Source organism: Amycolatopsis viridis (assembly GCF_011758765.1).
Classification (GTDB): Bacteria; Actinomycetota; Actinomycetes; order Mycobacteriales; family Pseudonocardiaceae; genus Amycolatopsis_E; species Amycolatopsis_E viridis.
In genome coordinates, this window is sequence record NZ_JAANOU010000001.1 from 319553 (window position 1) to 334301 (window position 14749).

At 70.4% G+C, this 14749-nt stretch carries 17 protein-coding genes; 9 read left to right on the forward strand and 8 right to left on the reverse strand.

The annotated features are described in order from the left end of the window. The first annotated feature begins 47 nt into the window (after positions 1-47). Positions 48-341 (forward strand): GroES family chaperonin, encoded by a 294-nt coding sequence (locus FHX46_RS01555; RefSeq protein WP_167120995.1) that lies wholly within the window; start codon positions 48-50, stop codon positions 339-341. Positions 342-358: 17 nt separating this feature from the next. After that, on the forward strand, positions 359-2278 hold the full coding sequence (locus FHX46_RS01560) for a VanW family protein (protein ID WP_167109967.1): 1920 nt from the start codon (positions 359-361) through the stop codon (positions 2276-2278). Here FHX46_RS01560 and FHX46_RS01565 read toward each other — a convergent pair. Further along, entirely contained in the window at positions 2275-2964 is a 690-nt protein-coding gene (locus FHX46_RS01565) for a leucine-rich repeat domain-containing protein (RefSeq protein WP_167109969.1), read from the reverse strand. The two genes, FHX46_RS01560 and FHX46_RS01565, sit on opposite strands and share 4 nt — an antisense overlap. Positions 2965-3043: 79 nt before the next feature. Here FHX46_RS01565 and FHX46_RS01570 point away from each other — a divergent pair, with 79 nt between their 5' ends. Beyond that, positions 3044-3409: a hypothetical protein gene (locus FHX46_RS01570; protein WP_167109971.1), complete on the forward strand. Its 366-nt coding sequence runs from the start codon at positions 3044-3046 to the stop codon at positions 3407-3409. A gap of 57 nt (positions 3410-3466) precedes the next feature. Here FHX46_RS01570 and FHX46_RS01575 read toward each other — a convergent pair whose 3' ends face one another. Next, on the reverse strand, positions 3467-3742 hold the full coding sequence (locus tag FHX46_RS01575; RefSeq protein WP_167102364.1) for a GlsB/YeaQ/YmgE family stress response membrane protein: 276 nt from the start codon (positions 3740-3742) through the stop codon (positions 3467-3469). 104 nt (positions 3743-3846) lie between these two features. Between FHX46_RS01575 and FHX46_RS01580 the strand changes: the two genes are divergently transcribed. Next, the gene (locus tag FHX46_RS01580) at positions 3847-4155 is read left to right on the forward strand and encodes an ArsR/SmtB family transcription factor (protein WP_167109972.1); all 309 of its coding nucleotides are present in this window, start codon (positions 3847-3849) and stop codon (positions 4153-4155) included. A gap of 270 nt (positions 4156-4425) precedes the next feature. Here the strand turns inward: FHX46_RS01580 and FHX46_RS01585 are convergent, their stop codons facing one another. The 4 genes from FHX46_RS01585 to mug form a co-directional block, all read right to left on the reverse strand. After that, a complete protein-coding gene (locus tag FHX46_RS01585) occupies positions 4426-4833 on the reverse strand; it encodes a YciI family protein (protein WP_167109974.1) in 408 nt (135 codons plus the stop codon). A gap of 167 nt (positions 4834-5000) precedes the next feature. Beyond that, a complete protein-coding gene (locus FHX46_RS01590; RefSeq protein WP_167109976.1) occupies positions 5001-6857 on the reverse strand; it encodes an acyl-CoA dehydrogenase in 1857 nt (618 codons plus the stop codon). Between the two features lie 130 nt (positions 6858-6987). Then, positions 6988-7761, reverse strand: coding sequence for a response regulator transcription factor (locus tag FHX46_RS01595; protein ID WP_167109978.1), 774 nt, complete (start codon positions 7759-7761; stop codon positions 6988-6990). Between the two features lie 197 nt (positions 7762-7958). Next, positions 7959-8513 carry a G/U mismatch-specific DNA glycosylase gene (mug, locus tag FHX46_RS01600; protein WP_167109980.1) on the reverse strand — a complete coding sequence of 185 codons (555 nt, stop codon included), beginning with the start codon at positions 8511-8513 and terminating at the stop codon, positions 7959-7961. On the opposite strand from mug, the gene FHX46_RS01605 reads away from it, so the two are divergent. The 3 genes from FHX46_RS01605 (at position 8512) to FHX46_RS01615 (ending at position 10292) form a co-directional block, all read left to right on the forward strand. Further along, entirely contained in the window at positions 8512-8880 is a 369-nt protein-coding gene (locus FHX46_RS01605; RefSeq protein WP_167109982.1) for a VOC family protein, read from the forward strand. The genes mug and FHX46_RS01605 overlap by 2 nt on opposite strands. Positions 8881-9021: 141 nt before the next feature. Beyond that, on the forward strand, positions 9022-10011 hold the full coding sequence (locus tag FHX46_RS01610) for a class I SAM-dependent methyltransferase (protein ID WP_313885993.1): 990 nt from the start codon (positions 9022-9024) through the stop codon (positions 10009-10011). Between the two features lie 98 nt (positions 10012-10109). Continuing rightward, positions 10110-10292, forward strand: a complete 183-nt coding sequence (locus FHX46_RS01615) for a hypothetical protein (RefSeq protein ID WP_167109984.1) — start codon at positions 10110-10112, stop codon at positions 10290-10292. Here FHX46_RS01615 and FHX46_RS01620 read toward each other — a convergent pair. Beyond that, on the reverse strand, positions 10227-10856 hold the full coding sequence (locus FHX46_RS01620) for a VanZ family protein (RefSeq protein ID WP_167109986.1): 630 nt from the start codon (positions 10854-10856) through the stop codon (positions 10227-10229). The genes FHX46_RS01615 and FHX46_RS01620 overlap by 66 nt on opposite strands. Positions 10857-11038: 182 nt before the next feature. Here FHX46_RS01620 and FHX46_RS01625 point away from each other — a divergent pair, with 182 nt between their 5' ends. Then, positions 11039-12736, forward strand: coding sequence for a bifunctional metallophosphatase/5'-nucleotidase (locus FHX46_RS01625; protein WP_167109988.1), 1698 nt, complete (start codon positions 11039-11041; stop codon positions 12734-12736). On the opposite strand, the gene FHX46_RS01630 is transcribed toward FHX46_RS01625, so the two are convergent. Next, complete coding sequence (locus tag FHX46_RS01630; protein ID WP_390622576.1) at positions 12726-13451, reverse strand: flavin reductase family protein; 726 nt, start codon at positions 13449-13451, stop codon at positions 12726-12728. The genes FHX46_RS01625 and FHX46_RS01630 overlap by 11 nt on opposite strands. 158 nt (positions 13452-13609) lie before the next feature. Between FHX46_RS01630 and FHX46_RS01635 the strand changes: the two genes are divergently transcribed. Beyond that, positions 13610-14332 carry a GGDEF domain-containing protein gene (locus tag FHX46_RS01635; RefSeq protein ID WP_313885994.1) on the forward strand — a complete coding sequence of 241 codons (723 nt, stop codon included), beginning with the start codon at positions 13610-13612 and terminating at the stop codon, positions 14330-14332. Positions 14333-14749 lie beyond the last annotated feature (417 nt).

The window sequence follows — 14749 nt, forward strand, 5'->3', positions numbered from 1 at the left end:
CGGAACCCAAGAAACTGCCGGACGACGTGGCGAAGCTGGAAATCCAGATGCTGCACGACCGCGTCCTCGTCCGGGTCTCCGCGGAGGAGGGTGAGCGCCGCAGCAGTGGCGGCATCGTGATTCCGGCGACGGCCCAGGTGGCGCGCCGTCTTGCCTGGGGCGATGTACTCGGGGTAGGCAGTAATGTGCGTAACGTGAAGATCGGCGACCGTGTGCTGTTCAACCCCGAGGACCAGCTCGAGGTGGAGGTCCAGGGCGAGGCGTACCTGGTGATGCGGGAGCGCGACATCCACGCCGTGGCCACCGAGCGCACGGAGCACGGGACGGGTCTGTACTTGTAGCGCGTCCGGGAGGAAGCGTGCACCGGGAGGACCAGTACTGGCCGGAGCGGGACCCCGACTCCGTCCAGCCCACCGAGACCACCGCGATCGGCGCGCGTCCGCCCGCCGAGTTCCTGCTGGACGAGCCGCTCGACGCGACCGAGGACGCGCTGGCCGGTGAGCTCCTCGAGGTCGGCGACGTGCCGGTGCAGTCTCCGCCGTCCCCCGCGAAACGCTTCCTCGCCCGGACGCTCATGGCCGCCGGCTGCGTGCTGGCTGTCGGGGTCGTCCTCTACGCCACGGACCTGCTCCTCAGCGCCGGTGAGGTCCCGCGCGGCGTCACGGTCGCCGGGGTCGAGGTGGGCGGGCTGAGCCGCGGTGACGCTGAGGCGAAACTGCGCCAGGACCTGGGGCCGCGCCTCGACGCGCCGGTCCCGGTCGAGGCCGGGGACGTCCGCACCACGCTCGACCCCACCCAGTCCGGGTTGTCCGTCGACTGGTCCTCCACCATTGCGCAGGCCGGGCACCAGCCGCTCGACCCGCTCGACCGCATCCTGTCGTTCTTCCGCGCGCGCGAGGTCGGTGTCGTCACCTCGACCGACCCCGACCGGCTGCACCAGTCGATCGCGCGGCTCGCTGCGGAGCGCATCAACCACCCGCCCACCGAGGGCAGCATCGGGTTCGTTCCGGTTCCGGGTAGCGACGGCGGCGTGCAGCCGTACCCGATCGAGCCGCGCGACGGGCAGGAACTGACCGACGTCAAGGGCGCCGGTGACATCCTGCGCGCGACCTGGCTGGACAAGAGGGGTGTCCGGCTACCGGTCGCGCTCACCCCGGTCCAGGTCACCTCGGCCGGCGTGCACTCGGCACTGGACCAGCTCGTCGCGCCCGCGGTCGCCGGGCCGGTCACGCTGCACGGCGACGGCGCGGACGCGGTGCTGGAACCCCGCCAGATCGCCACCGCGCTGAAGTTCGGCCCGGCCGGGGGCGGTGCGCTGAAGGTCGAGGCCGACCCGGTGAAGCTGCAGCAGGCGGTGCGCGATCCGCGGGCCGCCACCGAGAAGCGCGGCAAGGACGCGCGGCTGGTGTTCGCCGGTGGCGTGCCGACCGTCCAGCCGTCCGAGGACGCGCGCAGCGTCGACTGGAACAAGACCTTCCAGCCGCTGATGGACGTCCTCACCAAACCCGGCGGCCGCGACCTCACGGTGCGCTACCAGACCAGCCGCCCGCAGACCACCACCGAGGAGGTGACCGCGCTGGGCGTCAAGGAGGTCGTCGGCGAGTTCACCACCCGGGCCCTGTCCGGTGCCGCGGAGACGAACGTCCAGGTGATGGCGAACTCGGTGGACGGCACGGTCCTGCGCCCCGGTGAGACGTTCAGCCTCAACGAGCGGGCCGGTGCCCGCAGCGCGTCGCAGGGCTACGTCCCGGCGCCGCTGAACGAGGACGGATCCGGCCCGGTGGTGCCCGGCGGCGGCTCGTCCGAGTTCGCCAGCACCCTCTACAACGCCGCGTACCTCGCTGGACTGACCGATGCGGGCCACACCGAGCACGGCTACTACCTGGACCGCTACCCGGTCGCCCGGGACGCGGTCGCGGTCGCTGCCGACGGCTCGGCGGTCGACCTGCGGTTCACGAACAGCCTGCGCAGCGGAGTGGCGATCGAGGCGTCGGTGTCCGGCGGGAGCGTCACGGTGAAGATCTGGGGCACCAAGCAGTACCGGGTGACGAGCACTCCCGGGGCGTCGTCGGACTTCCGGTCGCCGCCGGTGCAGCCCGGCGGACCCGACTGCACCCCGTCGAGCGGGCGCCGCGGTTTCACCGCGAGCGACACCCGGGTGGTCTACGACCTGGCCACCGGCGCGGAGGTCCGCCGCGACACCCGCACCGTCACCTACGCACCCGAACCGGCGGTGCTGTGCGGGTTCGGGGTGAGCGCGGACCGGCCGTCCGGTTAGCGGAGCACCAGGCAGTCGTCGAGGTCGTCCAGCCACGCCGGCGCCGTCAGCCGGCGGTTCCACCGCAGGTCGAGCTTGACCAGGGGCAACGCGGCGAGCCCGTCCGGCAGGGTGCGCAGATCGTTCTCGCGCAGGTCCAGGTACCGCAGATCGGTCAGCTCGCCGATCGAGGCGGGCAGCTCGGTGAGGTGGTTGCCCCGCAGGTGCAGCTCGCGCAGGGCGCCCAGCTCGCCGAGGCTGTCCGGCAGCTCGTGCAGGTTGTTGCGGTAGAGGCGCAGTTCACGCAGTTCGCGCAGGCCGGAGAGGTCCGCGGGCAGGGCGGTGAGGCGGTTGTCGGTCGCGCTCAGGTACCGCAGGCGGCCGAGGCGGGTGATCGAATCCGGCAGGGCGGTCAGCTGGTTGTCGGAGAGGTAGAGGTACTGCGTCAGGTTCGGCAGGTCGCCCAGCTCGTCCGGCACCGCGGTGAGCCGGTTGTGGCCCAGGTCGAGGGTGTGCAGCGCGGTCAGCCGCCCGATGCCGGGCGGGATCGAGGTGAGCCGGTTCGCCGCCAGGTTCAGCACGGCCAGCCGGTCGAGGTCCCACAGCGCGTCCGGGAGGTCGGTGAGGTCGTTGTCGTAGGCGCTCAGGTACTCCAGGTCCGCGGGCAGTGCGGGCAGGCGGGTGAGCCCCCGGTGGTCGAGATCCATTGGCGAAACCTACCGGCGGCCTCAGCCCGCGCACGATCCGATACTCTCCGTCACCGTTCGCGAGAGAGGGAGGATATCCGTGAAGAAGTTCTTCGCACTGGCCGGTGCCTGCGCGGCGGTCGTGCTGCTGCCCGTGACGGCCACGGCCGCCGAGCCCGAGCCGGTGCTGGTGCACGCCGCGCCGCAGAACGGGTGCAAGCTGAACATCCGCGCCGGCGCGGACGTCGGGTCCGCCCTGCTGCACACGCTGACCTGCACGAGTTACACGACCTGCGTACACACGCCGGAGCGGGACCAGCCCTGCGGGAAGCTCGTCACCGGTGGCACGTACACCTGCGTCGGCTCGGACGGCAAGCAGGTCACCGACAACCGGTGGGCCGAGGTGCTGTGGCGCTCGCCCGAGCTGTCGTTCGTCGCCGCGGGCTGTGCGGCGTTCCGTTCCTGAACACGGAAACGTGCCCGGGAACGGCGGACCTTCCCGGGCACGCGTGTCCGTGTGCCGTTACCTGGTGATGTTGCGGCGGCCGTACACCCCGGCCGCCAGCGAGACGCCGATCGCGGCGATGACCACCTGGGTGATGAGCTCGAGCCAGTCGAATCCCTTGGTGTCCGCGTAGCCGATGCCGCGGGCGATCGCCGTGCCGATGAAGGCCGCCACGATACCGATGATGATCGTGAGCCAGATCGGAATGCCCTGCTTGCCAGGAGCGATCAGCCGACCGAGCGCGCCGATGATGAGACCGACGATGATCGCGCTGATGATTCCACCGATTGTCATCGCAACTCCTTAGCTTCGATGTGCCCAGGGAGTACCTTCACCCGCTGCTTTCAAACCAGTATATTTGTTGACACTTATATACGGTTGCGCTGATACTTGGGGGTGTGGACGTCTTCGAAGCGGTCGCCGAGCCCAGCCGGCGCACCCTGCTGGACCTCCTGGCGCAGGGCGAGCTCGCCGCCGGTGACCTGGTCGCCGCGCTGCCCGGGCTGACCCAGCCCGCGGTGTCGCGTCACCTGCGGATCCTGCGCGAGGTCGGCCTGGTCGAGGTGCGCCCGGACGGGCAGCGCCGCATCTACGCACTGCGCCCGGACGGCCTGGCCGAGATCGACAAGTGGCTCGGCCGGTACCGCCGCTACTGGGCGCGGCACCTCGACTCCCTCGAACGCCACCTGGCGCGCAACCAGGAATGACGCCCGGAATCATCGACATCGACGGCGCGGAGGCGGTCATCCGCCCCGAGCGCCACCTGCCCCATCCGAGCCGCGCACCCGGACGTTGCTGAAGGTTCACCCAGGGGGCTGTCGTTCTGGGACGCGCGTGGATTCATCCCCGGGCTCGCACGCCTTTGGCCGGCTGGACCCCCGGCGTGGTCCGAGCGCTACGCGGCGCTGGCCCGTCCTACCCCGCCTGGTCCTGACCGGGGGCACCGCGCGCGGCAGCGCCCCCGGTCATCGGCGTCGTCACTCGGTGATGGTGGGCGGCTCGGTCAGGAAGGGGCGCAGTTCGAGCCATTCGTGGATCGGCTTGCCGCCCGCGCCCGGTGCCGCGGACAGCTCACCGGCCAGTTCGAGGGCGCGGTCGTAGCTGTCGACGTCGATCACCATCCAGCCCGCGATGAGGTCCTTGGTCTCGGCGAACGGGCCGTCGGTGACCGGCGGGCGGCCCTCGCCGTCGTAGCGGACCCAGGTGCCCTCCGGCGCCAGCGCCTGCCCGTCGACGAACTCGCCGGTCGCCTCCAGACGGTTGGCGAAGTCGCGCATGTACTGCATGTGCGCCGAAATCTCGGCGGGCGTCCACTGGTCCATCGGCACGTTGTTGACCGGAGCCGGCGCGCCGCGGTAGTGCTTGAGCAACAGGTACTTGGCCATCGTGATCTCCGTGTTCGTCTCGGTGTGGTGCGGACCGTTCTGGTCGCGTTCACCCCAGGGACGGAGCCTGTCACGCGATCTCGACATCGCGGCCGGATTTTTTCGTGGACGTGCGAAGGGCCCTTCACCCGCGGGTGAAGGGCCCTTCGCCAGGTACCGGTGGAGGGTCAGAACGCCGCTTCCGGGAGCTCCATCAGGTCGTTGTCGGCGGCCTCGATGATCGCGCGACGGGCGGTCAGCTCGGGCAGGACGGTCTTGGCGAAGAACGACGCCACCGCGATCTTGCCCTGGTAGAACGCCTGGTCCTTGGCCGGGGCACCGTCCAGCTTGGCCAGCGCCACCTCGGCCTGGCGCAGCAGCTGCCAGCCGACCAGCAGGTCACCCGCCGACATCAGGAAGCGCACCGTGTGCTGGCCGACCTTGTACAGGTTCCGCACGTCCTCCTGCGACGAGGTCAGGTAGCCGATCATCGCGCCGAGCATGCCCTGCACGTCCTCCAGGGCACGCTTGAGCAGCTCACGCTCGTTCTTCAGCCGGGCTTCGGACTCGGACCCCGTGTTTTCCAGGAACCGGCTGATCTCGTTCGCGATGTAGCCCAGCGCCTGGCCCTTGTCGCGGACGATCTTGCGGAAGAAGAAGTCCTGAGACTGGATGGCCGTGGTGCCCTCGTACAGCGAGTCGATCTTCGAGTCGCGGATGTACTGCTCGATCGGGTAGTCCTGCAGGAAGCCGGAGCCGCCCAGGGTCTGCAGCGACTGCACGAGCTGCTCGGTGGCGCGCTCGGACCCGACACCCTTGACGATCGGCAGCAGCAGGTCGTTGACCCGCTCGGCCAGCTTGAGCGATGCGGGATCGACACCGCCTGCCTCACCAACCCATACCTGGTCCTGGAACGAGGCGGTGTAGAGGTACACCGCGCGCAGGCCCTCCGCGTACGCCTTCTGCAGCATCAGCGACCGGCGCACGTCCGGGTGGTGCGTGATGGTCACCCGCGGCGCCGTCTTGTCGGTCATCTGGGTCAGGTCGGCACCCTGCACGCGCTCCTTGGCGTACTCCAGCGCGTTCAGGTAGCCGGTGGACAGGGTGGCGATCGCCTTGGTGCCGACCATCATCCGGGCGTACTCGATGACCTGGAACATCTGCGCGATGCCGTCGTGCACCTCGCCCAGCAGCCAGCCCTTGGCCGGGGTGCCGTGCTGGCCGAAGGTCAGCTCGCAGGTGGTGGAGACCTTCAGGCCCATCTTGTGCTCGACGTTGGTGACGAAGACGCCGTTGCGTTCGCCGAGCTCACCGGTGTTGGTGTCGAAGTGGAACTTCGGGACGAGGAACAGCGACAGGCCCTTGGTGCCCGGCCTGGGCTCGATGCCCGGCCCCTCGGGACGGGCCAGCACCAGGTGCATGATGTTTTCGGTCATGTCCTGGTCGGCGGAGGTGATGAACCGCTTCACGCCGTCCAGGTGCCAGCTGCCGTCTTCCTGCAGCACGGCCTTGGTGCGGCCGGCGCCGACGTCCGAACCGGCGTCCGGCTCGGTGAGGACCATGGTGGCGCCCCACGCGCGCTCGATCATGATCCGCGCCCACCGCTTCTGCTCCTCGGTGCCGTTGCGGTCGAGGATCATCGCGAAGTTCGGGCCGGCCAGGTACATGAACAGGGCCGGGTTGGCGCCGAGGATCAGCTCGGCGGCGGCCCACTGCACGGTCGGGGGCAGGCCGAGGCCGCCGAGGTCGTTGGTCAGGCCCAGCCGCCACCACTCGCCGTCCCAGAGCTGCTGGTAGCTCTTCTTGAACGACTCGGGCAGCTTCGCCGAAAACGTCTTCGGGTCGTAGACCGGCGGGTTGCGGTCGGCGTCGGCGAAGGACTCGGCCAGCGGGCCGACGGCGAGGTTGTTCAGCTCGTGCAGCGCGCCGCGCGCGGTCTCCTCGTCGGAGTCCGCGAGGACCCCCTTGCCGAGGCGCTCCTGGACGTTGAGGACCTCGAACAGGTTGAACTCGAGGTCTCGCACGTTGGACTTGTAGTGGCCCATGTCGTCGCTCCGTTGTCGATCGGGTTTCCGGCTGGGCGCATGCTGGTCCCCTACTGGCCGGTAACATCAGAATATTACCTGTGGGTAACCGCGGCAAGTGAATCCAGCCGGTTGTGACGCACGAAATCCACTACCGGGAGCGGTACTCCACGACGCCAGGAGCGGCCGAGCCGGGCGTGAGCCGCTGGTCCGGGCCGTCGTCGGGCTGGGTGACGAGGATGCCGCCGCGGAAGGCGATCGTGACCGCGTGCGTGCGGTCCCGGGCGTTCAGCTTGCGGAGGATGCTCTTGACGTGCGTGCGCACGGTCTCCACCGACAGGTAGAGGATCTTGGCGATCCCGGCGTTCTCCAGGCCCTCCGCCACGAGCTGCAGCACTTGGTACTCGCGGCGGGACAGCGGCATCTGCGCGCGGCGCACCGCGGCGGCGCTGGCCGACTGCCGGGCCGCCGAAACCAGCGTCGCCAGGGACGGATCGACGTAGCGCCGGTCCAGATAGGCACGGCGGATGCCGTCGATGAGCCGGCGCGGCTCGACCGAGCGCGGAATCGCGGCGTGCACCCCCGCGGCGATGACGTCGTGCAGGAAGGCGGGCGTCCGGTTGGCCTCCCGGACCAGGGCGATCACGATGAGGGCCGGGTCACCGGAGATGAGCAGCTTGCTCAGGTGGCCGTTCGGGTCGAGACCGGAGTCGACGAGGATCACGTCGGGGTGGATCTGCTCGGCCAGTTGCAGCGCCCCGTGCGGGTTGATGGCCTGGCCCGCCCAGTGCATCCCCTGCGTGCGCTGCACCAGTCCGGACAGCCCCTCGCGGTAGATGGGCACGGGGTCGACAGCGGCGACACCCACGCTCCGGCCGGACGGTGGTCCTTGCGGAACTCGGGTGGGGTCGTTACTGCGCGTCATCACGAACTCCGTCTCGGCAAGGCCGGTCGTGGGAGCACGCACAGCCCGGGCGGTCCGCTCCCTCAACGTCCCGCCTGGGCTTGTGTGGCGCCTCGACCTGATCCTCCCTGCTGGAACCGGCCACGACCGACACCCGTCAATTGTGTGACCCGCGAGGATCGTCCGCGTGACGCGGGTTCACCCGCATGTGTCGCGGACTACTCTGAGTAAACCGCCTCGTGGAACTCGGCGAACGCCTCGCCGAGTGTCACCGGCGTCCAGTGGGCGTTCAGGCCGCTGGGATTGGGCAGGACCCACACCCGCGTCGCGCCGATCCCGCCGGGCTGCCGGCCGAAGGTCGCCTTGGGGTGGCCGAACGCCGTCCGGTAGGCCGTGATGCCGACGACCGCGAGCCAGCGCGGCCGGTACCGGGTGACCGTCGTCCGCAGCCGGACGCCGCCGGCCCGGAGCTCGCCGGGAGTCAGCTCGTCGGCGCGCGCCGTGGCCCGGTTCACCACGTTCGTGATGCCGATGCCGAGACCGAGCAGTGCCGCCTGCTCGCTCGGGTGGAACCGGCGCGGGGTGAAGCCGCCCGCGTGCAGGGCGGGCCAGAAGCGGTTACCGGGACGAGCGAAGTGGTAACCGGTCGCACCGGAGTACAGACCAGGGTTGATACCGCAGAACAGCACGTCCAGGCCGGGTGCGAGCAGATCCGGGATGCTCGTGCCCGCCGCGGCGGCGAGCTGTTCGGCGGTGGGGCGGGAGGAATTCATGCGAAGCCGGATCCTAGCTGTGGCGGTGGACTGCCACGACACCGAAGCGCTCGCGCGGTTCTGGTCGGCCGCGCTCGGCTACGAGGTGGTCAAGCGCTGGCAGGACGGCAAGGGCGCGGAGTACGTCGACATCGGGTCCGACGGCCAGTGGCAGATGGTGTTCCAGCCGGTCGGCGAGGACAAGGTCGTGAAGAACCGGCTGCACCTGGACCTCGTACCGGTGGAGGGGTCCCAGGCCGACGAGGTGACGCGGTTGACGGAGCTGGGCGCACGGGTGCTGTCCGACGACCCGGAGCTGCCGTGGGTGGTGCTGGCCGACCCGGAGGGCAACGAATTCTGCGTGCTCCCGCCGCGCGAGGAGGGCTAGGCTGCCCGCGTGTTCTGCGTGTGCGTGGCCCTGGACTGGTGGGCGCCGTCCCGGTGACGGCCGTTGTGATCCCCACTTCGAGCCGTCCCCGGACGGCCGTACCCGCACGTCCGGGGACGGTTCCTCACCCAGGAGCCCCTCGTGGAACACCTCATCGAAGTCGGCACCGGCCTGCGCGCCGCGGAAGCCGTCCGCCTCGCGTCGCAGGGCGCGAGCCTGCTGTGGTGCGATGACTTCGCCGCCGCGCGCCGGCTGCTCGCGGCGATGCGCAAACGCTTGCCGGACCGGACCGCGGACTTCTACCGCTACCGCCAGTCCCGCCGAAACCGGGCACGGGTGCTCGGGAAACTGCTGGTCGAGGTCGGCGCCGACCTGCGGATCGACCTGCCCGGTGCACCGGACACCCGGGCGGCGATCCACGCCGCGGGCGGCCGTCCCGGGCTGGTGCCGCTGACGACGGTGCTCGGCATGCTGAGCGCGCACCAATGGCGGCTGACCGGTGTGCCGGTCGAGGCGCTGGGCGCGCGGATCCATCCGCACTACGGCGTCTTTCCACCAACCCGGCAGGAATACGTGTCGCTGGTGGCGCGGGCGCCACTGGCCCGGGTGCGGACGGCGTTCGACATCGGCACCGGCACCGGGGTGCTGGCCGCGGTCCTGGCGCGCCGCGGGGTACCCGCCGTGGTGGCCACGGACGTCTCCCCGGCCGCGGTCACCTGTGCCCGGGCGAACCTCGCCCGCCTCGGCCTGGACCGGGTGCGGGTGCTGGCGGCGGACCTGTTTCCCCCAGGCCGGGCAGATCTGCTGGTGTGCAACCCGCCATGGCTCCCCGGCGCGGCACACTCGCCGCTGGACGCGGCCGTGTTCGACCCCGGGTCGCGGATGCTGTCCGGGTTCCTCGCCGGTGCCGCCGCGCACTTGACCGACGGCGGCGAGGCGTGGCTGGTCCTGTCCGACCTGGCGGAACTCCTCGGACTGCGCACCCGCGCCGACCTGACGGCGCACTTCACCGCGGCCGGTCTGACGGTGGCTGACCGCCTGGACATCCGCCCCGCACCGCGTACGGGCACGGACCCACTGAGCCGGGCCCGCTCGCGGGAGGTGGTGTCGCTGTGGCGCCTGCGGCGCTGAGCACTCGCCACCGGGCCTCCGGGCGAAGGTGGCGGAAACGACACGAGGCGAGTACGGTATGTGATCTGCCACACAAGCCCGACGCCAAAGGAGGCGGCGTGGAGTACGCGATCGTCCTCGGGCTCGTCGTTCTGGTCTTCCTCGCGGCCGCCGTGGTCGTCACCTGGGAGGACCGCCGGGCGGCCAGGCGCAAGGCCCACCAGCGGGCCGCGGCCCTAGCACGTCTCGGCGAGGTGGACCCGCTCGCGCCGCGCCGGCTTGCCGATCGGCTGGACGGCTGACCGCAGCACCAGGAACAGCGTGGCGGCGATCCAGCCGAGTGCGGCGCCGGTGGTGTTGCTGATCAGGTCGTCCACATCGAAGATCCGGTACTGGTGCGGTGCGGTGCCGAAGTTCGCGGTGAGCTGGGTGATCTCGACGGCCAGCGAGACGGCGAACCCGAGCAGCACGGCTGCCGTGAACCCGCGCTTCCACAGCATCCGGGCGAACAGGCCCAGCGGCACGAACAGCAGCACGTCCATCGTCATCTGGTCGAACGCCAGGGTCGACAGCGCGTGCACGCCACCCTGCACGGCTTCGCGCCGTGAGTCGGCGATCCACTGGAACGGCGTGAGCTGGATGTTCCGGGCGAGTCCGGGCGCGCCTGCCCCGGGCAGCGGGAGGAAGGTCACCGCCAGCGCGACCGAGCCGTAGGCGATCACCGCGGCGGTCGAGACGAGACGACGCGGCCGGAGGTGTCCGAACCGCACGTACTGCAGCACCAGCTGCGGGACCAGCACCGTTCCCCAGATCGCGAGGAACGCGATCAGTCCGAAGTGGAGGGCGGTGGTCTGCGCTGTCGTCATGCGCCGACGTTATGGCCGGCAGGGGCCCGCCGCATCGGCCAAGAAGCCGGCGAACGATCGCCCGCCTCGGCCGGATGACCGATCCGGTACCGGACTCTTCACCGGCCTTCCACCTTTCGGACCTGGTGATCGTTGCGCAGCGAAGGTTAGATCGCGCCGGTATGCCCCGTATCGGAGGAACGATGTCCCCTTCACCTCGTGTGCTGCGACGATGCGTAGCGGTCACCGCCGCGACGCTGGCCGCCGTCACCGTCGCGGCAGCGCCCGCGTCCGCCGCCGCCCGGCCGGCCACCACCGACGTCCGGCTGATCACCTTCAACGACTTCCACGGCAACCTCGAACCGCCCACCGGCTCCTCGGGCCGGGTCACGCTGCCCGGCGGCGCGACGGTCAACGCGGGTGGCGCGGCCTACCTCGCGACGCACGTCAAGCAGCTGGAGAGCGAGGTGAGCAACTCCCTGCTGCTGTCCGCCGGTGACAACATCGGCGCGTCGCCGGTCGCCTCCGCGCTGTTCCACGACGAGCCCACCGTGGACTTCCTCAACGAACTGGGGGTCCAGGCGTCCGCCGTCGGCAACCACGAGTTCGACGAGGGCTACCGGGAATTGCAGCGGATGCAGTTCGGCGGCTGCCACCCGGTCGACGGCTGCCAGTTCCGCGACACCTACACCGGCGCGCGGTTCCCGTTCCTCGGCGCCAACGTCGCCTTCGACAACGGCACGCCCGCGCTGCTGCCGTTCACCGTGAAGGTCTCCGGTGGCCAGCCGATCGGCATCATCGGTGCGACCCTGAAGGACCTGCCGACCGTCGTGTCGGCCGAGGCGATCAAGGGCCTGGAGTTCGGCGACGAGGTCGAGGCCATCAACCGCACCTCCGGCTGGCTCGACCGGCTCGGCGTCAAGGCGCAGGTCGTGCTGCTGCACCAGGGCGACAACGCCACCGGCGGCCCCGACGACTGCCGCGTCAACGCCGGCCCGGCCACCCGGATCGCCAAGAGCGTCTCGGCGAGCGTGGACGCGATCTTCACCGGCCACAGCCACCAGCAGTACAACTGCCAGATCACCGACCCGGCGGGCAACCCCCGCCCGGTCGTCCAGGGTCTGTCGTTCGGCCGCCTGCTGTCGGTCGTGGACCTCAAGATCGACAAACGGACCCGGGACGTGGTGCGCAGCGCGACCGTCGCGCACAACGAGGTCGTCACCCGCGACGTCACGCCGGACCCGGCAGCGGCGAAGCTGGTCGGCGAGGCCGTGACGAAGGCGGCACCGATCGCGAACAAGCAGATCGGCACGATCACCGCCGACCTCAAGGCGGCCGGGGCGCCGTCCGGCGAGTCCACGCTCGGTGACGTGATCGCCGACGCGCAGCTCGACGCCACCGCGGCCAACGGCGCGCAGATCGTGATGACCAACCCGGGCGGCATCCGCGCGGACCTCACCTATGCGTCCTCGCCCGCCGGCGAGGGCGACGGCGTGGTCACCTACGGCGAGGCGTTCACCGTGCAGCCGTTCGCGAACATCATGCAGACCATCACGCTGACCGGCGCGAACCTCAAGAACGTGCTCGAGCAGCAGTGGACCGCGACCGGCACTCGGGTCCTGCAGATCTCCGCGACCCTGCACTACACCTATTCGGCGTCCGCGCCGATCGGCTCGAAGGTCTCCGGCATCACCGTGGGCGGCAAGCCGGTCGACCCGGCGGCCACCTACCGCGTGTCGGTGAACAACTTCCTCGCCGGTGGCGGCGACGGCTTCACCGAGTTCACCAAGGGCACCGACCTGGCCGGCGGCCCGGTGGACCTGGACGCGCTGATCGCGTACTTCGGTGCGCACTCACCGGTCGCGCCGCCCGCGGCCGACCGGATCACCGTCACGCCGTAGGCGTCATGCTGGGCGTGCGGCCGTCCGGTTCCGCCGGCCGCACGTCCAGTTCCCGCCGCGCACGGTCGACGTCCGGGCTGCGGTAGAGGTGCTCCGGGATCTGCGCCAGTTCGGAGCGGCGCAGCTTGCCGCCCAGGCCGTAGAACTCCTGGAAACTCATGATCAGCGGCCGCCACCGGTCCGGGTCGATGCGGTCGGTGGTGCCGGGCAGCCGGATCTCCGGGTGCACGTGCACCTTCCGCACCCGCACCTCGAAGCACAAGATGTTGCCGCACAGGTCCTCGTCGTCCGCGGCGATCGGGTGGATCGCCTCGACCACGGTTTCCATCGCGACCGGGCATTCGGCGACGCGTGGCGGCGCGACCGACGACGACGGCACCGGCGTCAGCCCGGCGACGGCGAACTTGTCCGGTTCGTAGCGATATCCGCGGCGTAGCTTGGATTCCGGCACCGGGGTCGTGCCCGTCGTGCGGGCGAGGCGGTCCACCGCGTCCGCCTGGTGCGCCGACGGCAGGTTCAACACGCATTCCCCGGTGCGCCGCAGGTTCCGCACGGTCTGCGAACTGGCGCCGACACCGATCATCCCGCGCCAGCCCAGCCAGAACGCCGACGAGATCGGGGCGAGGTTGGGGTTTCCGTCCACGCCGACCGTGCTGACGAGCACCACCGGCGTGCCGAAGTACAGGATGTTCGGCTCGATTTCCACGTGTGTCACGAGTCCAGCTTTCCGAGCGGCCGCCCAGGCGGCTGGCGGAAAACGGACACGTCGTTCGCCCCCGGTCGTCACATCGAGCGATTTTCGTGCGCGCCAGTACCAATTCCTCAAGCCACGGCGGCGAGCGGACGAAGACTGGGAGTGAGGAGGTGGAACGGGTGACCGCACGGCGGGCGCGGCCGGACGAGGCCGACCTGCTGAGTTTGCACGAGGCCATCGCGGAGCTGCACGCGTCGCAGGGCGACTTCCGGACGGCCTACGAGCACCTGCGCACCGCGCTGGGCATCGCGGTCAGTACCCCTTCGCCTATTCCCGAGCAGTTGCGTCGCGAGTTCGACCAGCTCCGCCGCGAACGCGCCGAAGCCCGTGAGGACAGCCTGCGCGACGCGCTGACGGCCGTCTACAACCGGCGCTACCTGGACAACCGGCTCGCGGACCTGCTCGGCGACGCGCGCACGCCGCTGGCGGTGGCGTTGATCGACATCGACTTGTTCAAACGCGTCAACGACACGTTCGGTCACCTCATCGGCGATCAGGTGCTGCGGCGGGTCGCGGAGCTGTTGCGGGAGGGCGTGCCGGCACCCGGGTTCTGCGCGCGGTACGGCGGCGAGGAGTTCATGCTCGTGCTGCCCGAGGTCCAGCCCGGAACCGCGCTGCGGATCGCCGAGTTCGCCCGGCGGCGGGTGGCACAACACCCCTGGTCGGAGATTTGCCCGGGGCTGGGTGTGACAGTCAGCGTCGGGTTGTCGCACCAGCCGGTGAGCGGGCCGGAGCAGCTGCGGATGGCGGACGACCTCCTTTACGCCGCCAAGCACGCGGGGCGCAACCGGGTCGCTTATCGGGAACGCGGCGGCGTCCGCGTCCTCGAGCACTGTCCGTAATGACCGGAGTGGAATTCCCCGTTTTGCCGGTGCGCCGCATCACCCCGTTTGTCGCACTCGACCCGCTTTGCCGCACGCTAGGTAAAAAATTCAGCAGGAGGGTGTCGTCAGGATCCAAGAGTATCTCTACGATAACGATGCTCGCCGTCCCGGCGATGATCACTGAGACGGTCCCCTCCCGGCGGGCCGGCGTGACCGACGGAAGGAGACCGGGTGCCAGACGACCACGCCGAAGGCCCCGGTCACAGAACCGACGAGGACGGCTCCCCCGGTCGGCGACGCCGCCGGTCACTGGACACGCAGGGTGGCATCAACGTCTCCGACCTGGTCGCCCAGCACACCGGCTACCGCCCCCGCTTCGACGGCACGCACGGCAACGCGCACACCGCGCCGGCAGACCAACCGCAGCCGACGGCT

Coding starts and splice junctions, on each gene's coding strand:
- FHX46_RS01575 (WP_167102364.1), bottom strand. CDS start 3,742: ATGACAATCGGTGGAATCATCAGCGCGATCATCGTCGGTCTCATCATC.
- FHX46_RS01585 (WP_167109974.1), bottom strand. CDS start 4,833: ATGGCCAAGTACCTGTTGCTCAAGCACTACCGCGGCGCGCCGGCTCCG.
- FHX46_RS01565 (WP_167109969.1), bottom strand. CDS start 2,964: ATGGATCTCGACCACCGGGGGCTCACCCGCCTGCCCGCACTGCCCGCG.
- mug (WP_167109980.1), bottom strand. CDS start 8,513: ATGAATTCCTCCCGCCCCACCGCCGAACAGCTCGCCGCCGCGGCGGGC.
- FHX46_RS01625 (WP_167109988.1), top strand. CDS start 11,039: ATGTCCCCTTCACCTCGTGTGCTGCGACGATGCGTAGCGGTCACCGCC.
- FHX46_RS01595 (WP_167109978.1), bottom strand. CDS start 7,761: ATGACGCGCAGTAACGACCCCACCCGAGTTCCGCAAGGACCACCGTCC.
- FHX46_RS01555 (WP_167120995.1), top strand. CDS start 48: ATGCTGCACGACCGCGTCCTCGTCCGGGTCTCCGCGGAGGAGGGTGAG.
- FHX46_RS01620 (WP_167109986.1), bottom strand. CDS start 10,856: ATGACGACAGCGCAGACCACCGCCCTCCACTTCGGACTGATCGCGTTC.
- FHX46_RS01590 (WP_167109976.1), bottom strand. CDS start 6,857: ATGGGCCACTACAAGTCCAACGTGCGAGACCTCGAGTTCAACCTGTTC.
- FHX46_RS01605 (WP_167109982.1), top strand. CDS start 8,512: ATGCGAAGCCGGATCCTAGCTGTGGCGGTGGACTGCCACGACACCGAA.